This is a genomic window from Methylobacterium organophilum (assembly GCF_022533465.1).
Taxonomy (GTDB): domain Bacteria; phylum Pseudomonadota; class Alphaproteobacteria; order Rhizobiales; family Beijerinckiaceae; genus Methylobacterium; species Methylobacterium organophilum.
In genome coordinates this window covers 3,078,977-3,097,569 of the sequence record NZ_CP092848.1, presented here as the reverse complement: position 1 = coordinate 3,097,569, position 18,593 = coordinate 3,078,977, and the positions used below count along the sequence as shown (strand labels likewise).

Here is an 18,593-nt window from a genome sequence, read left to right as displayed (position 1 = left end):
GGCCGAAAGCGGACCGGCAGCTGTCGGCGTCCAAGCATTGAAAGCGGACGCGTGATAGGCCGGCGTTCGCGCGCCGCGCCCATCCGTGACCGGGTTTGCGTCATGCCCCTTGCGTTGGCCTGGCCCGTAACCAAACCTTTTCCCGGGCGGCGCGGCGTGCTGCCGGGCTCGGGCGGCGGATCACCGTGATCATCTCCTACCAAACGAGGGAACAGCAGGTTCTCTGCTGTAAGATCGATGAGGGCGAGGCGACATTCGGTGCCCCCGCTGCCCAAGCGCTCGTCGCAACGATAGCCGACCTCGAAGCGTTCGAGACGGCGGAAGAGATGGTAGGTTTCTGGCCGGGCGTTAAAATCTCGGGTGACAAGTCTATCGAGGTGGAGATCGGCTCCTACTTCCGTGCGACACTCGTGCCTGCCGGGGTCAGATTCGAGCGCTCCGCCGACGGCGTGCCGAACTGGTCCACGGTCCGGTATCTTAAGCTGGTCGAGCTTGTCAGTTGTCCATGATCCACGAGCAGTCCCTCCAACGCGACTGGTTCTCCAAGCCGGGCGACTCGGTGCTCTCGCTCATGGAGCGACGCAATCTGAGCGCTGTGGACGTGTCCGCTTCGCTGGACGGCGGCATCGAGACGCTGCGTGGGCTGGTCTCGGGCAGCGTCCGGATCGACGGCAAGCTCGCGGACAAGTTGGCCTCGGTCCTCGGGGGCACCCCGGGCTTCTGGCTCAGGCGTCAATCCGGGTACGAGGAAGCGTTGGAGCGGGTCGTCAGCGCCGTCGTGTCAGGCCACTTTGTCGAGTGGCTGGAGCGCGTGCCGATCCCGGGCTCGACCGGGCGGGCGAGAATGACCGAGGGCGAGAAGCGCTCCGCCGTGCGGCAACGACTGGCGTTCTTCAACGTGAACGGGCCAGACGCTTGGGCACGGCGTTACGCCTCGACCAGCGAGACGCGCTTCAGGACGTCAAACTCCTTCTCGTCCAGCGAAGGCGCCACGACCACATGGCTGCGGCTTGGCGAGCTTGAGGCGTCGTTGATCCAAACGGGGTGCTGGGATCCCGACGCGCTGCGCACGCTCGTTCCCGAGATCCGGACCCTCACGAGCATCAGCCAGCCCGCCCGTTTCCTCCCGAGGCTCAGGGCCATGCTCGGCAGCGTCGGGGTGGCCCTGTCGGTCGTACGCGCGCCCGACGGGTGCAGGGCCAGCGGAGCAGCCCGGATGCTCTCGCCGACGAAGGCCATGGTCCTGATGAGCTTTCGGCATCGCTCGGACGACCATTTCTGGTTCACGCTCTTCCATGAGCTCGGTCACCTGCTCCTTCATGCAGGGGCCACGTTCGTCGATGGCGAGGGCACGACCGCCGACGAGCACGAACGCGAGGCGAACGAGTTCGCGCGTGATTGCATCATTCCCGCGAGCCGCCGTGCCGAGTTCGAGGTCCTGCGCCCGGACCGCACCGCAGTGCTGCGGTTCAGCGTATCGGTCGGGATCGCCGCGGGCATAATCGTCGGCCAGATGCAGCATAGCGGGATGATCCCCTACGACCGCCTGAACACCTTGAAGCGGCGTTGGAACTGGGACGACATCCGCGAGGCGCTGCCCTAGCCCTTGAAGTGGACGAACCTGTCGGGGCTCTTCTGCCAATTGCAGAGAGCGTCCTCCATAACCGCCATGCCCACGCCCAGGTCCCGGTCGAGAACGTCGAGCCGCGCCTGCAGCACGTGGAGCGGCGTCGCGCTCCGCGCCTGCCCGTCGAGGAGCAGGCGGGCTCCCATCGCTGGGCCGGTGGCGCCGTCGAGGTAGGCGGACCCGGCCGCTATGGGCGCGATCCGGTATCGACCGATCAGGGAAAGGTAGTCGAAGCGGGCGAGCCGACCGAAGGTCGGCATCGGGAGCTCGCGGTAGAGGACGTCGAAGATGGCGTGGGGGTCGTTGCCGGCCCGCCTGACGACATCGGCGAAAAAGCGGGCGTGACCCGCAGGTCCGATCCATCTCACGTAGCTGTCAACTACCGCGCTCATGGGACGGGAGGCGTTCGGGCGGAGGCTCTCGTACTTGCGGTGGTTGCCGAACTTGCCGCGGATCCCCTGCCAATTCGCAGCGAGCCACGCGTTGAAGGCCGCGGGGTTGCCGCTGACCGTCGCCCAGTCCCACCTTCCCTGTCCGAGCCGACCGTAGACGTCGCGCAAGCGCAGCCAACCGGTATCCACGGGACGCGCGAAGTGGGTCATCAGGAAGACCAGCCAGGCAGCCTCGTCGACGTCGCCGTTCTGCACGTGGTAGGCGACCGCGCGTTCGGCATCGAACCCGGGATCGTTCGGGTCGGCCCGACGGGGATGGATCGGCCCGCGCTGGACGACCTGGTAGTAGCTCTCGCGCCGCAGGCTGGCGATGAACTGCGTGGCGAGGCAGTCGAGCGCCGCGGGCGCCGCGATGCCCGGGAGAGGATGCTGGTGCCGGCTCAGGGAGTTCGCGATGCGCGTCTTCTCCCCGGCCCAGGACGGCCACGTCACTCCGGCTTCCTCCTCGCGTCGACGGGTTCGCGGGGCGACGGTTCCTTGAGCCTCGCTCCCCGGCGGCCCTCAATATAGGCACGATAAGCAGGCTCTTGAAGCTCGGCCTTCAACTCGTCGAGGCGAGCCTCGTCACCTGAGGACCAGAACACCTGCATCATCCGCAGGATGTCGGCCCAGTAAGGTTCCGGCAGGAGTTCGCCGGCGACGACCCGTTCTTTCAATCGGACCCGCCCCTCGGCGGCCACGAGAGCGTCGACATGCTCGAAGGGGTCGCCCTTCGGCATCTCAGGCATTTCGAACGTTCGCTGGTACCCTTCGTCCAGATACTCAAGGAGCGTTTCGTGGCGATCGTCGTAGAAATGCATGCTCCCGACATAGTGTAGGTACTCTCCGAGCTCGACTCCCAGGCGCCTCGCCATCATCTCCTGCAACATCGAGAAGCAGAAGACGTCGTGCGGCAATCCGAGGACGGCGTCGTTAGAGCGCATGTTGACCGACATGTGCAGCGAGCCGTCCCTAAGGTGGAACTGCAGGCTGATCGTGCACGGGGTCTCGGGGTGATGGAACGGCGTGCCGAGATCGGCAGGATAGTCGAGCGCGATGTCCTCGGCGTTGAAGAGCTGGATGACGGCGCGCTTGGACGAGGGCTTGTACCGCAGCAGGCGGATGACGCTATCGACCTGATCGATGCCGTTTCGCATGGCGAAGAGACGGGGGCCGTACCCACCAGGCACAACGCCGTCGACGGCCTCCTTCCTATAGTCGGGGATGTACGGCTCGATGAAATCGAGCCTGTTCGACTGGGTTAGGTACCAGAAGAACTCGCCGAGCGCGCTGAACGGCTTGCCTCGATTCTCGGATCGACTCAAGCGTGCCCTGGGCTTGGCGATGCGGAGCGCGACGCCCAGCATCTCGATCGTTTCGCCACGGGATCCCTTATTACGAGCGCCTTGGTCGAGCAGCCGCCGGTAGAGCTCGATCAGGATGTCGTCGAGGCCTTCGCCGCTGATTTCCACCTTCGGTCACTCCGCTCCGTGCCGGCTTAGACGTACAGGGCCGTCCCCGCTCGCCACCATATACGGGTGCACGTGGAGATGCCGGTAAGCCTCCAGGGCTCCTATCGCGCGCAGATCGTCCCTCGCACTTTCGTCCGGTCTCATTGCGCACCGGGAAATTGGATCGAGGGCAGTCGCCAAGGACACGGGTTGCGGGAAACGTCCGCTCACGGGCCACCTGCCACTCGGCGCTTGTAACGTCCAGTTTCGGAAACGACGAAATCAGCCTTAATGACCGACATGGAGCGCGAAGCCTAAGCTCCGGTTTTGGGCAGCGCGCTGATGTCGGCTTCTGGCGCGTTGCAGTCCAGACGGCGTGCGATGTCCTGACCTAGACCAGACGGCGCCGCCGTTCACGAAAATGCCGATTGGCTGCAAAGCGGAATGACTGACCAGGGTTGTAGCTGCCAGTCTGCGTTTCGCACCTAAACCGTCTCCGACCGGTACAACAGCCTTAATGAGCGGTCAGGACTGTGAGGAAGCTGCTGGCTCGCGCGGTTTCAGGCAGCGGATCGCGATAAGCCGCAAAGAGATTTTTGCTGAGTTCGATGCCTGCCACAGGCAATGCGGCCAGCACTCCGCTCCGCACTTCATCTTGAACCGAGCAAGCCATGACAATCGAGATCCCCAGTCTGGCCCGCACTGCGCGCTTCACCGCTTCCGTGCTGCCGAGCTGCCGGTCGAGGCGGAAGCCTGCACCGACCGCACCGAGGGCCTCGCGAAGAACACGTCCCGTCCCGCTTCCCGGCTCGCCTCCGAGCAGCGATGCGCCGGTCAGATCCTGTGGCGTCAGATGCGCCCGTCCAGCCCACCGATGGTCGGGATCCACGATGACAACGAGCGGTTCGCGACGCCATACGTGGGCATCCAGACCGGTTCGCGGCTCCCACCATTCCAGCAGTGCAACATCGATCTCGCCAGCTTCGAGCCGGGCGATGAGGTGAGGGTTGGTGGCAATTTCCGCGTCCGCGGTCGCGGCGTGCGTTTCCTCGTAGCGTCGCAGGATCTCCGGCATGAGGAAGGTGCCGATATTGCCTGAAGCGCCGATCGCGAGCCGGCTTCCCGCAACCGCCTCCTCCGCGCGTCGGCTGGCGCGGACCAACGCCTCTGCATGAGGGAGCAGGGCTCGTCCCTGGGGTGTCGGGCGACACCCCGCTGGATCGCGCTCGACGAGTGTCGCCCGCAGCGCCGTCTCCAGCTTGCGCACATGCTGAGAGACCGTCGGCTGGGACAGGTTGAGATACCGGCCAGCCGCGTGGAAGCTGCCCGTCGCCAGGACCGCTAGGAGCGTCTCCACGTATTGGAGGTTCAGCACCGGCGTCTTGCCACCCCCTCCGCGCTCAGTTCGCGCCATCGAACCCGCGCAGGCTATCGGGGTGGTTGATCGCGTCCGCGGGCACCAAGCCCTTTAGGGCGTCGAGAAGGTTATGGGCCGCCGCCGCCTCGATCCGGCGGCGCGTGTCGACGACACCCGAGCCGAGGTGCGGCGTGAACAGCGTTCGGTCCTCGTCCGTGAGCAGTCCGGGTGCGATGCGCCGCGGACGGTCGTCCAGTGCCCAATCCTCCATCTCGAAGACGTCGGCCGCGTAGCCCCCGAGGCGGCCTTCCGCGAGGGCCTCGGCCACGGCTGCTTCGTCCACGACCGAGCCACGACCGGCGTTGACGATCCGCAGTCCGGGGCTGGCTGCGGCGAGTGCGGCGGCATCGAGCATGTGGCGCGTGTCCGGTGTCAGGGGAAGCGCCAGGATTAACAAGTCGCTTCGACCCACCAGCGTGTCCCAGGATACGCGGCAAGCGCCGAGTTCCGCCTCAGCGGAAGCCGGAAGCGCCTGCTCATCAAAGTAGAGGAGTTCGCGTGCGCCGAAGCCCTTCAGCCTGCGCGTGATCGCCCGGCCCACCTTCCCCATTCCGGCAACGCCGACGACACTGCCGTACAGGCCGCTGCCGTACAGCCTCGGTCGCCAGCCGTCGAAGCTGGCCCGCACCGCCCGGTCGCCGGCCACCACGTTGCGGCACAGGCCGATGGCCAGGCCGACCGCCAACTCGGCCGTCGGCTCGGTCAGGAGGTCGGGAACGGCGGTGAGCCAGATGCCGGACCGTGTGCAGGCCTCTACATCGAAGTTGTCCCAACCCTTCAGCGCGCACGCAACCACCTTCAGGCGCGGGCAGGCCTCCAGGAAGCCGGCATCCACGCAGTCGGTCATGAAGGCCAGCAGGGCGTCCGCGTCCGAGCAGCGAGCGCGGACCTCTGCCACGGGCCAGGGCTCGGGGCCTGGGTTGATGTCGACGTCGCAGAGTTCCTCCAGGATCTCGCGGGTCTCAGGGAAAACGGGGTTCGTGACGACGACCTTGAAACGCATGGTGCTTCTCACTTGAGCCGGCGGCGCAGAGCCCCGCCCAGGGCGTCGACGAGCGTCACGGCAGCCAGGATGCAAAGCATGATGGCTGCGACCTGATCGTATTGGAGCAGGCGTAGGGAGGCGATGAGTTCGAAGCCGATGCCGCCCGCGCCGACGACGCCGAGCACCGTGGAGGCCCGGAAGTTGTATTCCCAGCGATAGAGTGTCGTGTCGGTGAGCTGCGGCAGGACCTGGGGCAGCACGGCATGCGTGACGACCTGAAGGGGCGAAGCGCCGGCCGCTCGTGCCGCCTCGATCGGCTTGTGGTCCACGTGCTCGATCGCTTCGGCGAAGAACTTGCCGACCATTCCGGTGGAATGCAGGCCCAGCGCCAGAACGCCCGGCAGCGCGCCGAATCCGACGGCCGCGACGAAGAAGATACCCATGATCAGTTCGGGGACCGACCGAAGCGCGTTGAGCAGCAGCCGGAACGCGCCGTAGACGAACGGGTGCGGACTCGTGTTGGGGGCAGCCAGCAGCCCGAGCGGCAGGGACAAGGTCACGGCGAGCACCGTGCCGGCCACGCTCATCGCGAGCGTGTCGACGATGGGTCCCACCCACGAGCGCCATCGCGTGAAGTCGGGCGGGGTCATCTCACCGAGAAGCTGCGCCATCGCGGGCGCGCCTTCGGCGAGGCGCCCCGGATCGAGAAGTCCCACCTTCCAGAGGCAGGCGAGGATCGCGGCGGCAGCCGGCAGGGCAACCATGAGCCGGCGGACCGACGCGCCACGGGCCCGTCCGAGAATGGCGTCATAGCCGTCGGCGGCACCGACCGCCGACGCAAGTGAGGGCGCTCGAGCCATCGCTCAGCCCTTCACCTTCGTCAAGTCGATGTTGAGGAGCTTGGCCGTCTCCCGAAGCACGTCGTAGTCCGCGTCCGTGATGGGGGCGAAGGACTCGGCCTTGAACGGCTTGAGGATCACTGGATCCCTGATCTCTAGGAAAGCGGCCTTGATCTTCTCCTTGAGGTCCGGCGCGAGGTCGCCACGCACCGTCCAGGGATAGTTCGGGATCGGTCGGCTCTCCGCCACGACCTTGATCTTGGCCGGATCGATGCTCTTCTTCTCGACGAGGGCGGTGAAGATGGGCCGGCTGAGACCGCCGGCCTGCACATGGCCTGCCTGTACGGCCCGCGCGACGGCATCATGGGTGCCGAGATGCTGAAAGCCGTAGTCCTGACCGGCTTCGAGGCCAGCGTTCTTGAGCAGGGCCCGAGGGATGAGGTGGCTTGATGTGGACGCCGTGTCACCGAAGCCGACCGTCTTGCCCTTCACGTCGTCCGCTCGCGCGATGCCTGCGGCCACGTTGGCGATCAGGTAGCTGGTGTAGGTCGGCTGCCCGCCCGACACGAGTGCCGCGAACGGTTCGATTTCCGGCGAACGGCTCTTCGCGAGGACGTAGGAGAGCGGCCCGAAATAGGCGAGGTCGATACGCTTGAAGCGCATGGCCTCGATCATGGAAGAATAGTCGGTCGTGACCACGAGTTCGATGCGCTTATTGAGCCCCTGTTCAAGGTAGCTCTTCAGGCCCTGGTTGTTCTGGATGATCGTCGATGCGCTCTCGTCGGGCAGCAGCGCGACCTTGAGCGTGTCGGGATTCGCGCCCTGAGCCAGCGACGGTCCGGCACGCAGGACGGCGCTCAGCGCCAAGCCGGCGCCGAAGGTACGTCTCGAAATCATGATGGCTTTCCTTCAGACTGTTCGGGAGGCGTAGATCGCGGCCCGCCGCGCACGAGGAGCTTCGACGATGTCGACCGAGACCTCGGCGGGCCGTGCGCCGTAGATTCGCGACAGGACGCCGTCGCAGAGACGGGCTGGCGGGCCGTCGAAGACCACCTCGCCTCCACGGACCCCGACGACCCGGTCAGCGAAGTGCCGGGCCAGATCGACTTGGTGCAGGCTCACCACGGCTGAGATGCCGTCCGTCCGACAGATGCTGCGGAGGAGATCGAGCACCCGCGTCGCCGTCGCCGGGTCGAGGCTGGCTACCGGTTCATCGGCGAGGATGAGCCGGGGCCGCTGTGCAACCGCGCGCGCGATGCCCACCCGCTGCTGCTGCCCGCCGGAGAGCAGGTCCACGCGGGTGAGGGCGCGATCGAGAAGATCTACGCGCTCTAGCGCCTCCAATCCGAAACGTTGATCGCTCCGCGACGGAGGCCAGAGCGAGCGCAGGGTGCTCTGATGGCCGAGCCGGCCCATCAGGACGTTCGCGAGCGCGGTCAGGCGGCCGATCAGATGGTGGTGCTGGAAGACCATCCCGGTCACCGCCCGGTGGCGGCGCAGCGTGGCGCGGCTCGCGGCGATGTCTCCTACTCCAGGGGCGGAAACTCGGCCGTTCGTTGGGCGGACGAGGCCGTTTAGGCAACGCAGGAGCGTCGACTTGCCGGCACCAGACGGTCCCAGCAGGACCGCGAACTCGCCTTCGCGAAAAGTCAGAGTTGTCGGTCGCAACGCCTTGATGCCACCAGGATACGCGACTTCCAAGCTTTCAAGGGCCAGCATTCCGCACCCATTCGAAAATCCAATCGAAACCCCCGATTGATTGCGAATGTGAGTAGCGGGGCGACATGAAGAACGGATGACATTGTGCGCCCCCCAACGCTACGGTGCTGCCTCGAACGAAACTCTGTGCGCTGCTCGGCCACCGAGTGTCCTGTGTGGATGGCTCCCGCATTGCAAGTGGCGAATCGAGCTTCTGGCGCGTTGGTCGGGTGCAGTCTTGTGTCCGGCCTGTTGATGCAGTCGTGCATGTTGACTGCTGGCCCTGATGGTATCCGCGAGCTGGGTCCCACTCTGCTTAGCGGGCTATGACGCCCTGGACATTCGGCGGGGTGTCCCGGCTCCCGGTCTGACCGGTTCGCCATCAACTCTCATCGTCCTCGCAACCTGGCAAAGTCTCCTCGCCGTGCTGTCAGGCGGCCATGGCCGCTGGTGCGCGGTAGGTGCCACCGCGGGTCATGATCGCCCAGGCGACCCGCGCCGTGCGATTGGCCGCCGCAACAGTCACCACGCGCACCGGCTTGCGCTGCAGCAGCGCCGGCAGCCGCGGGTCGACCGAAGTCGGCGTCGCCTTCGCGCGCCGGATCAGAGAGGTCATGCCGACCACGAGCAGGCGGCGCAGGTAACGGTCGCCCATGCGCGAGATCCGACCCAGGCGCTCCTTGCCGCCGCTGCAGTTCTGCAGCGGTGTCAGACCCAACGAGGCCGCGAACTGCCGACCGGAGCGGAAGCGCTCGGGCTCGCTCACCGAGGCGGCCAGCGCGGTCGCCGAGACGATGCCGACACCCGGGATCGTCGCCAGGCGCTGTGACAGGTCGCAGTCCCGATGCCAGGCCAGCAACTCCTTCTCCAGCCGGGTGAGCTGGATCTGCACGGCGCCGATCTGATCGGCCAGCCCATTCACTACGCGCTGGGCCAGGGGCGGCACCTCGGCCGCGTCTCCGGCTGAGAGCCGAGCTGCCAGTTCGAGCGCATGGCGCAGGCCCCGCGCCATCTCGATCCCGAACTCGGCGAGCAGACCGCGGATCATGTTCACCAGCTGCGTGCGTTGCTTGACCAGCAGGTCGCGCGTCCGGTGCAGGGCCAGCGCCGCCTGCTGCTCGGTCGACTTCACCGGCACGAAGCGCATGCTCGGGCGTGTCACCGCCTCGCAGATGGCAGCGGCATCATTCGCATCGGTTTTGCCGCGCTTGACGTACGGCTTCACGTAAGCTGGCGGCATCAGCCGCACGTCATGGCCGAGCCTCATGAGTTCCCGGGCCCAATGGTGCGCTGTGCCGCACGCCTCCATGCCGACCAGGCAGCGCGGCAGCTTGGCGAAGAACGGCACGACCTGCGCCCGCCTCAGAGCCTTGCGAACGACGACGTGCCCAGCTGCGTCGACGGCGTGAACCTGGAAGATGCTCTTGGCTAGATCGATGCCGACGGTGATGATCTCCATGGGGATGGCTCCTGCATCTGCGTGGCTGCTTCGACAGCAACCACATCCTGGCACTCAGATGCCGTCAGTCGGAGCGGGAGCCATCCACCCCATCTGCTTTGAAAGCAAAAGCGGCGGCCATCACATCAGGGTATGCCGGCCCGCCGACGCTACTGCGGAAGTGGCTAGCCGAAGCGGAATGAGGCGGCATGCATCGCGCCATCCCAGCATAGGAACGTCGCTTCCCTATACGGCTTTGCCGACGAGGTGGCCGATGCCGGCCGTGACGGCCATCGCGGCGGCGCCCCAGAAGGCCACCCGCGCGGTCGCCCGCGGGATGGCGGCGCCCCCAGCCTTGGCCCCAAGCGCGCCGAGTACCGCCAGGAACACCAGCGAAGCGGCGGATACCGAGTAGACGACGATGTTAGCCGGTGAGAGCGCGGCCACGAGCAGCGGCAGAGCCGCCCCGGCCGAGAACGTCGCCGCCGACGTCAGGGCCGCTTGGATCGGGCGCGCCGTGGTAAATTCGGAGATGCCGAGCTCGTCCCGGGCATGGGCGCCGAGCGCGTCCTTCGCCATGAGTTGGTCCGCGACCCTGAGGGCAAGGTCGTGGTCGAGACCGCGGGCGACGTAGATTCCCGCAAGTTCCTCACGCTCGGCCGCAGGGTCCTCAGCGAGCTCGCGTCGTTCCCTTGCGAGATCGGCTTGTTCGGTATCGGATTGCGAACTCACCGAGACGTACTCGCCGGCCGCCATCGACATCGCCCCGGCGACTAGACCGGCCGTCCCGGCGACGAGGATCTCCCCGGAGGCTGCGGCGGACGCGGCGACGCCGACAATGAGGCTCGCCGTCGAGACGAGGCCGTCGTTGGCGCCGAGGACGGCGGCACGCAGCCAGCCCACACGGTCGATGAGGTGGTTTTCCTTATGGGACGCACGCATCGTACTCAGGATCTCTCGTATGGGGCGGAAGAAGCGCGTCCCGGGAGGATGCGACGCAGTACGGCGTCGTGCCAGAGGTAGTGATGGCCCAGGGCGGCCGCGGCGTGGAAGGCGGCGACCGCCATCAGGACGTTGGCAGCGAGCCCGTGCCAGTGGGTCAGCGGCCGGCGCCATTCCGGGTCGCCGAGGGCCGGCAGAGCGAGCGGGCCGATCAACGTGACACCGCGCACGAAGGCATTCGCGATCCCAAGGCCCGCGATGACCAGGAGCAATAGGTAGAGCGCAAGATGGGTCGCCTTGGCGAGAACATGCAGGGGGCCTGGATCATCGACCGGAAGCTGACGCCCTTTCGTTTGCCGCCAGATCAGCAACATGACGATGACACCGGTGAACGCAAAGCCCAGGACGAAGTGGGCGGACCAGATCCCGGAACGGAGAGTGCCCTTGGGCACAAGGTCTTCCAGCAAGGTGCCGATGAGCCATAGGACCAGCACTAGGCCGCCCGTGAGCAAGTGCAGGGCGATAGTGGTTCCGTCGTAGGACGTCTCTCGTGAGCTCGTGTCGTATCCGGTCTCATACGGCGCACGCCCCAAACTTGGATGGCAGGGGCGTGTGCCCGGTGCATCAGGGCTTCGAAGGTGCCTGCGGCGCAAGGTCGATGGGCTTGTTGTCGTTGAGGTCCCAGCCCGTGTTCGGATCGGTCTTGGTGCGCTGGACCTGGGCGCGCATCTGCCACTGGTACTTGGCGATGCCGTGCTCGACCTCCTGAAGGAGGTTGGACGTCGTCGGGTCGACCTTCTCCGTGGCCTTGATGGCCGCGCTCACCTCCTCGCCGACCCTTTTGTACGCGTTCATGAACCATGACAGGATCTGGGCGTCGTCGAGGAAGCCGCCGGGAATCTCCGAAACGCCAGAGGTCTTCACGATGGTATTGGCGCGGCCGTCGGCCGACGATCCGACGGCGAGCAGGCGCTCGGCGATGGTGTCGGCGTACTTGGACAGGCCCTCGTAGTGCTCCTGCAGAAGCAGGTGCAGCGGGTAGTACAGGGTGCCGGAGGCGTTCCAATGCGCTTGCTTGGTCTGGAGCTGGAGCTGCTGCAGCTCGGTCAGGGTCTGCTGGAGGGCTGCGACATCCTTCTTGATTGCCTCGGCGTCGCCGTCGAGGCCGATAACCGGAAGCGTCGTCATCTCGTTGGTCGGGAAGGCGCCGACCGGCTGCGAGCTGGTCGTCTTGGTCTGCGAGGCGCCACGGACATCGTCGGTGCTTTTGGCGGTCTGCTGATCGGCCTGGGCAAGGTCGATCCGCGAGAGAACCTTCATCGCGCTCGGGGGCGGCGGCGCGAGGGTTGGCGTTCCGTTGGCGAGAACGGGAAGCGGCAGGGCCGTCCCGACAAGGAGCATAGCCGAGAGGAAACGGGCATTCTTCATGGGCAGTTGATCTGATCCTGGTGTGTGCACCGCCCGGGCGAGCGATGAGGACCTGGAAAACGAACGCAGTTTGGAAGCGTTCGAAAATGACATCGAATTTAGGATTTCGCCGCATGCCCCGCGGACATGAGAATGGCGGGGCATCCTACCCTGAATGCCCCGCCATTCGCTCCCCAAGTGGAGTGCGCCCCTATCGGTAGACAGGCTCAGGCGAGGGGTTTGACCCGCTGCCGGGCGTGTTGCTCCTCGAACTGCACGGGGCTCAGATAGCCGAGCGCGGAATGCAGCCGCTTGGCGTTGTAGACTTCGTCGATGAAGCGCGGAAGGTCAGCCGCGACATCGGCGAAGGTTTCGTACTCCGTCACGTACACCGCTTCGACCTTGAGCGTCTTCATGAAGCTCTCGGCCTTGGCGTTGTCATAGGGATTGCCGCGGCGTCCCATCGAGCCGACCAGTCCATGCTCGGCCAGGACCTTCCGGTAGGCAGCAGAGGCATACTGCGACCCGCGGTCGGAATGATGCACGCAGCCCTTGGGCGGCGAGCGCGCCGCCAGGGCGGCCTCCAGCGCGGCCACGGCCGTGCGCGCTTCGAGCGAGCGGCTCACGGCATAGCCGACGGCCTTGCGCGACCAAGCATCGAGGATCACGGCCAGATAGACGAAGCCGTTCGGGACGGCGATGTAGGTCAGGTCGGCGATCCAGAGCTGGTTGGGGCCGTCCGGCACCCGCTCGGCCGCCACGTTCGGGAAGACGGGCAGGTCGTGGTCGCTGTCGGTCGTTGCCTTGAACCGTCGGCGCAGGCGCGGCTGCAGGCCGTGCTCGCGCATCAGGCGGCGCAGCTTCTTGCCGTTGACGACGATCCCCTGCTGGCGCAACGCCGCTCCGACGCGTCGATAACCGTAGCCTTCGAACGCGTCGCACAGGTCCGTCAGGCGGGCCAGCAGCTCGGTTGCATCCGTGCTGATCGCCGGCTGGTCGTAGAAGGTCGAGCGCGGCAGGCCCATCAGCGTGCATCCTCGGCTGACCGAGAGACCGGCGGGCCGGCAACGACGGACATAGTCACGCTTTTCTGCGCTCGTGCGGGCTGAAGCCCCCCTTTGAGGAACTCGATCTCCAGCGTCTGCCGTCCGACCAAGCGCTCCAGCATCGCGATGCGGGCCTCGTACTCCTGCAGGAGGTCGGCAGCCTGCACGTCCTCGTCGAGGGCGCCCGCCTCGTGCTTGGCGATCCAGACCCGGATCAGATTGCGCGAAAGATCGTGACGCAGGGCGAGGCCGCGGAGCGTCTCGCCCGCGAGATACGCCTGCACGACCTGCCGCTTGAACGCGACACTGTGGGTTCGATACCGAGCCATGACTTCCATCCTCCGGAAGCCCAGCGCGGCGGGTCAATCCTCAGGTCCAGCGCCGTCCACTCCCAGGGGCGCACTCCAAAGGGATGCCTTTTTTAGCCTGAATCAATCAGGATCGGACGTCGTAGCGGTCGAGCATCATGACCTTGTCCCAGAGCTTGACGAAATCCTCTGCGAACCGGGCTTCATCGTCGCTGCCGGCATAGACCTCGGCCACAGAGCGGAGCTGGGCATTCGACCCGAACACCAGATCGCAGCGCGTCGCGGTGAACTTCGCCGCGCCGCTGGCCCGGTCGACGAGTTCGAAGGCCATGCCCGTCTCGTCGGTCTTGCGTCATTCGAGGTCAACGCTGGTCGGGTTTACGAAGAAGTCGTTCGACAGCACGCCGACCCGGTCGGTGAAGAGGCCGTGCTTCGAGCCGTCGTGGTTGGCCCCGCGGGCCCGCAGGCCGCCGACCAAGGCGACCCACTCGGGGGCGAGGGACAGGAGATACGCCTTGTCCAGGAAGAGCTCTTCCGGCGAGACGCGTCCCGACGTGATGGGCGCGTAATCGTCGGCCACGTAGTTCCGGAAGCCGTCCACGACGGACTTGAGCCACGTGAACATCTCGATGTTGGTCAGCTCCTGCCGGGTGTCGACGCGACCCGGGGTGAAGGGCACCGTCGCGGGATGGCCACCGTCGGCGAGCGCCTTCTCGACGGCGGCGCAGCCGTCGAGCACGATGAGATCGGCGAGGGACACCCTCCTGGCGCCCCCCGTCCGTTGAACGTGTCGGCGATTTGCCGGAGCGCGGCCACCACCGGCACGGTGCGCCGGTTGATCGCCCAGTCCTTCTGGGGCGCGAGCGCCAGCCGACCGCTATTGGTCATCGAGGGCCCGACGCGAAGCGGGTCATGCCGTTGGCCCCGGGAGCACCCATGGCGCCCAAGCCTTGGCCATTCCCGTCCGGAGGCCTTCAGTCCTCGCCGCCATGGCATTCCATTGCCGGCGGGGCTGTCGAGCAGTTCAACTCGCAAGTCTGGTCCGCCCTGCAATACCATTGCAGTGAACCCCGACTGATGCAGGAACCCGCACAGTGCTTGTGGGGAACACCGACCGGCTCTGAGAAGGACAATGGAGGGTCGTTTCGGACTAGGCTGGAACCCGCTGTCCCTGACGTTTGCATCGCCGTGAAGGCAAGGATCGCGCAGGCCCACTTCCGGGCCGCATAAGAATGCTTCGACATCATCCGAGCGATCTCGCACCCAAATCCAGATTGGCACAATTCTTAAAATTATATTCATTTTTCTTCGCGCGTCTTGACGGAGGGCGCCCGGTGATACGCCTCTCCCAACGCCGTGCTTGCCATTCGACGACAGACCCGACGTTCAGCCTGTCACCGACGCATGACGTTCCGCCTCCGGACATGCCATCTCGAAGCGGCATCCCCCATGGGGACTATCACCGACGCTGAGTGGAAATCGGTGCAGCTTGGCGATGGCCGCAACGAGGCCGAGGCCGAGCCCGTTGCCTTGCGTCTGCCTGGCACGTTCCGCACGATAGAACCGCTTGAAAACATGGTTACGTTCGTCGGCGGGAATGCCCGGACCCGTGTCTTCCACGGACACCACGGGAACGCCGTCGCGCCGAGCGAGGCCGATCTCGACGCGGCCTCCGGTCGGGGTGAACTTGATTGCGTTGTCGAGGAGGTTCGAGATTGCCTCGAAAATAAGGCTGCGGTCGCCCCGAACGGCGGACTCTTCCCCCTCAATGCGGATGCCGAGGGCGATTCCCTTCTCGTCGGCCAAGGGTTCGAACAACTCAGCGGCCTCACTCACCACGAGCCGTAGGTCGACCGGGCCGAAGGCGGCGCAGCGCCGTCCGTGCTCGATCTCGCCGATGCGCAGGACCGCCGTCACCATGTCGAGGGTCTGGTCGATCCAGACGAGGCCCTGGTCCACCGCCTGGCGCAGTTCCTTGATGTCGCGGGCTTGGTCCCGGCCCCGCTCAAGACGCAGCCGCAAGCGGGTGAGCGGCGTCCGAAGATCGTGCGCGACGGCGTCGCCCACCCCGCGCACCTCCTCCATGAGGCGTTCGATCTCGGCGAGCATGCCATTGACGTCACGCGCCAAGCGGTCGAATTCGTCTCCCGCCTCGCCGACCGGCAGGCGCTGGCGCAAGTCGCCCCGCATCACGCGTGCGACCGCCGCCTCCGTGGACGCCAAGCGGCGCTTGGCGCGTCCAGCGAGCAGGACGCCGCCGAGTATCGAGAAGGCCAGGGTCGGCACGAGGGCGAGGCCGAGCGCTCGGATCACGGTAGCCTTCGCGCGGTCGATCTCGTCGGTGTCGTGCGCCACGACCACGATGCTGCCGTCGTTCAAGGCCACGGCCGCCGACCAGAGTTCCTCGTTCAGGCGCCGTCCCGCGATGGCGACCTGCGCCCCGATCCGGTGGACCTCGCCATCCACCGGCAGGCTTGGCGGCCGCGCATCGAGGTTTCCTGCGTGCTTGCTACCGTCGGCCCCGAACAGGCCGGCGAAGTGGACGCTGTGCAGGTCCTCGCTGATCCATGTCTCGATGCGGTTGACCGCTTTCGCAGGCTCACGGGCGGCATAGTGCGCCTTGTGGCGCAGGACCTGGGCGAGTTCGTCCTGCATAAACGCCGCGGTCTGCCAGTACACGAAGGCGAACAGGAGTAGCGACAGCAGGGTAGACCATAGGGCGATGGCGAGCGCCCAGCGGAATGCGAAGGAATGGACGAGCCTAGACATCGGGAGACAGGGTGAAGCCCTCTCCCCGGACGTTATGGATGAGCATCGGCTCGCCTTCGGCCTCAAGCTTCTTGCGCAGGCGTCCGAGATGCACGTCGATGAGGTTTGATTTGGGAGTGAACCGGTAGTTCCACACTTCCTCGAACATCATCGCCCGGGTCACGACCTGCCCGGGCCGTCGCATGAGGTATTCGAGCAGCTTGAGCTCGCGCGGCAGGAGGTCGAGATCGCGCTGACCCCTGCGACCGGTGCCGGCTATGAGGTCGAGCTCCAGCGTCCCCACCCTGATTACCGTCTCACGGACGTCGGTCGGACGCCGTAGCAAGGCCTCGATCCTGGCCGCGAGTTCGGCGAGGACGAAGGGCTTGCCGAGATAGTCGTCGCCCCCGGCGCGCAGGCCCCGGATACGCTCGTCGACATCGCCGAGCGCGCTCAGGACAAGGGCGGGTGTGCGATCCCCGGCGCCCCGGAGGTCTCGCAGCAGGGTAAGTCCGTCCAGGCCAGGAAGCATCCGGTCGAGAATGATGGCGTTCCATCCTCCCGAACGGGCTGCGGCCGCACCGTCCGGGCCGGTGGCGGCCCAGGCAACCTCATGCCCACGCCCATGCAGGTCGCCAAGGATTTCCTCGGCCGTCGCGGCATCGTCCTCGATCAGAAGCAGCTTAGCCAACCCGGTCCACTCCCGGGCTCAACGCCCCTATCCCACTGCCTGATGTGGTCCGGAACCAGTCGCATGACCACGAGTGTGAACGCGAATTTAATGGTGCGGGTGTCGGCTCGTCCTATCTCCTAGAATGAATCTAATCTAATCGACGGACGATAGCGTGCTGCTGGAGGCGGAGACGGACGTGCTCGGGAACGGCGAGGGAGGGATCGCCGGTCATCGCCAGGCGCGTGAGCGCTCGGTCTCCGAGACATCGAGGGTGGCAGGTTCTTCCGCTGCGTCCGCCCTATCCGGTCAGCCCCCCAGGGGGATGAGGCGTTGGTCCTTGTTGGCCGTGTTCGCTTGCCTGATCGCGGTCGCACTGGCCGGCTGGTGGTATCGCGAGGCCGCCAAGCCCTACTTCGAACCCGTGCTGGGCCTCATCGGGCTTGCGGCTGCCCCCGACACTGCGCCGCACCCGAATGGGGCCGCTTCCGAACAGCCGACCGAGGACAACGTCGTCCGCCTCGATGCCGATGGGCAACGCCGCCTCGGACTGGCCTTCGAGCAATCCGAGACCCGCCGGATCATCCTGCCCGTTCGGACCCCCGGCATGGTCGCCTTCGACGAGCGCCGGGTCACCCGCCTCAAGCCTCGCACCGCGGGCCGGGTCCTGAGCCTGGCCGTGCAACCCGGCGACCGGGTGAAGGCCGGCCAGACGCTGGCCACCCTCGATGCCTCCGGCGTCCTCGACGCTCGCAACGGCCTCGCCGCGGCGCAGGCCAGCCTCGGAGAGGCCCAGGCGACGGAAAAGGTCGCCGAGACCAACCTGAAACGCGGCAGCGACCTCGTGAAGATGGGCGGGGTCGCCCAGGCCGAGGTCGACCGGCGCCAAGTCGATCTCGCGAAAGCGCATGCAGCCACCCTCTCGGCGCAAGCCCAGGTCGACCTCTACCGCGCTCAGTACGAGCGTCTCGCGCCCGCGCCTGGACAGGCCCCCGGTACCAGCGCCATCGTCTCGCCCATCGACGGGGTCGTGACGGCCGCTGGGATTACCCTGGGTGAGGTGGTCGATACGAACCGCGATGCCTTCACGGTGGCCGACCCGTCGCAGATCCAGGTGCTGGCGAACCTCTACGGAACCGACATCTCGACCGTTAAGGCGGGCGACCGAGCGACCATCGAGGCCCCTGTCACGGCGCATCCGCGCTTCGAGGGCCGTGTGCGGTCGGTCAATGCCGCCATCGACCCGATGACCAACACCGCCCCGGCCCGGATCGAGGTCGCCAATCCCGACGGGAGCCTGCGCGCCAACATGTTCGTCTCCGTGGAGATCGCCGCCGATCTCGGGCGCGAGGGCCTCACGGTGCCGTCCGCCGCGATCCAGCAGACGGAAGCTGGCCCCATCGCCTTCGTGCGCACCGGCAACGACCGTTTTGAGAAGCGGGACCTCACCCTTGGGGTGCAGCGCGCCGACTGGGTCGAGGTCAAATCCGGTGTCCAAGCGGATGAGACAGTGGCGACGCAGGGCAGCTTCGGCCTCAAGGCGATCATGCTGCGCGCCTTGCTCGGCTCGACGGATTGAGGTCGCG

The 18,593-nt window shown here is 66.4% G+C and carries 17 protein-coding genes and 2 pseudogenes; 3 read left to right on the top strand and 16 right to left on the bottom strand.

Features of this window, described 5'->3' with window-relative positions; translation table 11 throughout:
• Positions 1–185 precede the first annotated feature (185 nt).
• Together MMB17_RS14445 and MMB17_RS14440 are read left to right on the top strand one after the other, a co-directional pair.
• Positions 186–509: a hypothetical protein gene (locus MMB17_RS14445; RefSeq protein ID WP_017483147.1), complete on the top strand. Its 324-nt coding sequence runs from the start codon at positions 186–188 to the stop codon at positions 507–509.
• Positions 506–1,603 carry an ImmA/IrrE family metallo-endopeptidase gene (locus MMB17_RS14440; protein WP_017483146.1) on the top strand — a complete coding sequence of 366 codons (1,098 nt, stop codon included), beginning with the start codon at positions 506–508 and terminating at the stop codon, positions 1,601–1,603. The genes MMB17_RS14445 and MMB17_RS14440 overlap by 4 nt, the downstream gene beginning before the upstream one ends.
• On the opposite strand, the gene MMB17_RS14435 is transcribed toward MMB17_RS14440, so the two are convergent.
• The 16 genes and pseudogenes from MMB17_RS14435 to MMB17_RS14355 all read right to left on the bottom strand — a co-directional run bounded on the left by MMB17_RS14435 (position 1,600) and on the right by MMB17_RS14355 (position 17,028).
• A complete protein-coding gene (locus MMB17_RS14435) occupies positions 1,600–2,511 on the bottom strand; it encodes an alpha-glutamyl/putrescinyl thymine pyrophosphorylase clade 3 protein (protein WP_017483145.1) in 912 nt (303 codons plus the stop codon). The two genes, MMB17_RS14440 and MMB17_RS14435, sit on opposite strands and share 4 nt — an antisense overlap.
• Positions 2,508–3,530: a thymidylate synthase gene (locus MMB17_RS14430; RefSeq protein ID WP_017483144.1), complete on the bottom strand. Its 1,023-nt coding sequence runs from the start codon at positions 3,528–3,530 to the stop codon at positions 2,508–2,510. The genes MMB17_RS14435 and MMB17_RS14430 overlap by 4 nt, the downstream gene beginning before the upstream one ends.
• Before the next feature lie 493 nt (positions 3,531–4,023).
• Positions 4,024–4,884, bottom strand: coding sequence for a LysR family transcriptional regulator (locus MMB17_RS14425; RefSeq protein WP_043376518.1), 861 nt, complete (start codon positions 4,882–4,884; stop codon positions 4,024–4,026).
• Between the two features lie 25 nt (positions 4,885–4,909).
• Positions 4,910–5,929 carry a phosphonate dehydrogenase gene (locus MMB17_RS14420; RefSeq protein WP_183669216.1) on the bottom strand — a complete coding sequence of 340 codons (1,020 nt, stop codon included), beginning with the start codon at positions 5,927–5,929 and terminating at the stop codon, positions 4,910–4,912.
• An 8-nt stretch (positions 5,930–5,937) separates the two neighbouring features.
• Positions 5,938–6,771 carry a phosphonate ABC transporter, permease protein PhnE gene (phnE, locus tag MMB17_RS14415; protein WP_017483141.1) on the bottom strand — a complete coding sequence of 278 codons (834 nt, stop codon included), beginning with the start codon at positions 6,769–6,771 and terminating at the stop codon, positions 5,938–5,940.
• Positions 6,772–6,774: 3 nt separating this feature from the next.
• On the bottom strand, positions 6,775–7,647 hold the full coding sequence (gene phnD, locus MMB17_RS14410) for a phosphate/phosphite/phosphonate ABC transporter substrate-binding protein (protein ID WP_017483140.1): 873 nt from the start codon (positions 7,645–7,647) through the stop codon (positions 6,775–6,777).
• Between the two features lie 12 nt (positions 7,648–7,659).
• Positions 7,660–8,469, bottom strand: a complete 810-nt coding sequence (phnC, locus tag MMB17_RS14405; protein WP_026105332.1) for a phosphonate ABC transporter ATP-binding protein — start codon at positions 8,467–8,469, stop codon at positions 7,660–7,662.
• A 409-nt stretch (positions 8,470–8,878) separates the two neighbouring features.
• Positions 8,879–9,907 (bottom strand): IS110-like element ISMmg2 family transposase, encoded by a 1,029-nt coding sequence (locus MMB17_RS14400; protein ID WP_009867220.1) that lies wholly within the window; start codon positions 9,905–9,907, stop codon positions 8,879–8,881.
• 225 nt (positions 9,908–10,132) lie between these two features.
• Positions 10,133–10,828, bottom strand: a complete 696-nt coding sequence (locus tag MMB17_RS14395) for a VIT1/CCC1 transporter family protein (protein WP_017483138.1) — start codon at positions 10,826–10,828, stop codon at positions 10,133–10,135.
• A gap of 5 nt (positions 10,829–10,833) precedes the next feature.
• On the bottom strand, positions 10,834–11,322 hold the full coding sequence (locus MMB17_RS14390) for a cytochrome b (RefSeq protein ID WP_420847268.1): 489 nt from the start codon (positions 11,320–11,322) through the stop codon (positions 10,834–10,836).
• 130 nt (positions 11,323–11,452) lie between these two features.
• A complete protein-coding gene (locus MMB17_RS14385) occupies positions 11,453–12,256 on the bottom strand; it encodes a Dps family protein (protein WP_017483136.1) in 804 nt (267 codons plus the stop codon).
• 206 nt (positions 12,257–12,462) lie between these two features.
• A pseudogene (locus MMB17_RS14380) lies at positions 12,463–13,272 on the bottom strand (IS3 family transposase); the annotation flags it as partial.
• Entirely contained in the window at positions 13,260–13,610 is a 351-nt protein-coding gene (locus tag MMB17_RS14375; RefSeq protein WP_017482586.1) for a transposase, read from the bottom strand. The gene MMB17_RS14375 and the pseudogene MMB17_RS14380, both read right to left, overlap by 13 nt.
• A gap of 106 nt (positions 13,611–13,716) precedes the next feature.
• Positions 13,717–14,471: pseudogene (locus MMB17_RS25350) on the bottom strand (peroxidase family protein); the annotation flags it as partial.
• A gap of 504 nt (positions 14,472–14,975) precedes the next feature.
• Positions 14,976–16,358 carry a sensor histidine kinase gene (locus tag MMB17_RS14360; RefSeq protein ID WP_017483132.1) on the bottom strand — a complete coding sequence of 461 codons (1,383 nt, stop codon included), beginning with the start codon at positions 16,356–16,358 and terminating at the stop codon, positions 14,976–14,978.
• Positions 16,351–17,028: a response regulator transcription factor gene (locus tag MMB17_RS14355; RefSeq protein WP_017483131.1), complete on the bottom strand. Its 678-nt coding sequence runs from the start codon at positions 17,026–17,028 to the stop codon at positions 16,351–16,353. Before MMB17_RS14355 ends, MMB17_RS14360 begins: the two co-directional genes overlap by 8 nt.
• Before the next feature lie 322 nt (positions 17,029–17,350).
• Between MMB17_RS14355 and MMB17_RS14350 the strand changes: the two genes are divergently transcribed.
• A complete protein-coding gene (locus MMB17_RS14350; RefSeq protein ID WP_017483130.1) occupies positions 17,351–18,586 on the top strand; it encodes an efflux RND transporter periplasmic adaptor subunit in 1,236 nt (411 codons plus the stop codon).
• Positions 18,587–18,593: the final 7 nt, after the last annotated feature.

What these genes read in the sequence shown, in the direction of transcription:
- MMB17_RS14440 (WP_017483146.1), top strand. Translation starts at nt 506, where the DNA reads ATGATCCACGAGCAGTCCCTCCAACGCGACTGGTTCTCCAAGCCGGGC.
- phnE (WP_017483141.1), bottom strand. Translation starts at nt 6,771, where the DNA reads ATGGCTCGAGCGCCCTCACTTGCGTCGGCGGTCGGTGCCGCCGACGGC.
- MMB17_RS14395 (WP_017483138.1), bottom strand. Translation starts at nt 10,828, where the DNA reads ATGCGTGCGTCCCATAAGGAAAACCACCTCATCGACCGTGTGGGCTGG.
- phnD (WP_017483140.1), bottom strand. Translation starts at nt 7,647, where the DNA reads ATGATTTCGAGACGTACCTTCGGCGCCGGCTTGGCGCTGAGCGCCGTC.
- MMB17_RS14375 (WP_017482586.1), bottom strand. Translation starts at nt 13,610, where the DNA reads ATGGCTCGGTATCGAACCCACAGTGTCGCGTTCAAGCGGCAGGTCGTG.
- MMB17_RS14385 (WP_017483136.1), bottom strand. Translation starts at nt 12,256, where the DNA reads ATGAAGAATGCCCGTTTCCTCTCGGCTATGCTCCTTGTCGGGACGGCC.
- phnC (WP_026105332.1), bottom strand. Translation starts at nt 8,469, where the DNA reads ATGCTGGCCCTTGAAAGCTTGGAAGTCGCGTATCCTGGTGGCATCAAG.
- MMB17_RS14360 (WP_017483132.1), bottom strand. Translation starts at nt 16,358, where the DNA reads ATGTCTAGGCTCGTCCATTCCTTCGCATTCCGCTGGGCGCTCGCCATC.
- MMB17_RS14400 (WP_009867220.1), bottom strand. Translation starts at nt 9,907, where the DNA reads ATGGAGATCATCACCGTCGGCATCGATCTAGCCAAGAGCATCTTCCAG.
- MMB17_RS14420 (WP_183669216.1), bottom strand. Translation starts at nt 5,929, where the DNA reads ATGCGTTTCAAGGTCGTCGTCACGAACCCCGTTTTCCCTGAGACCCGC.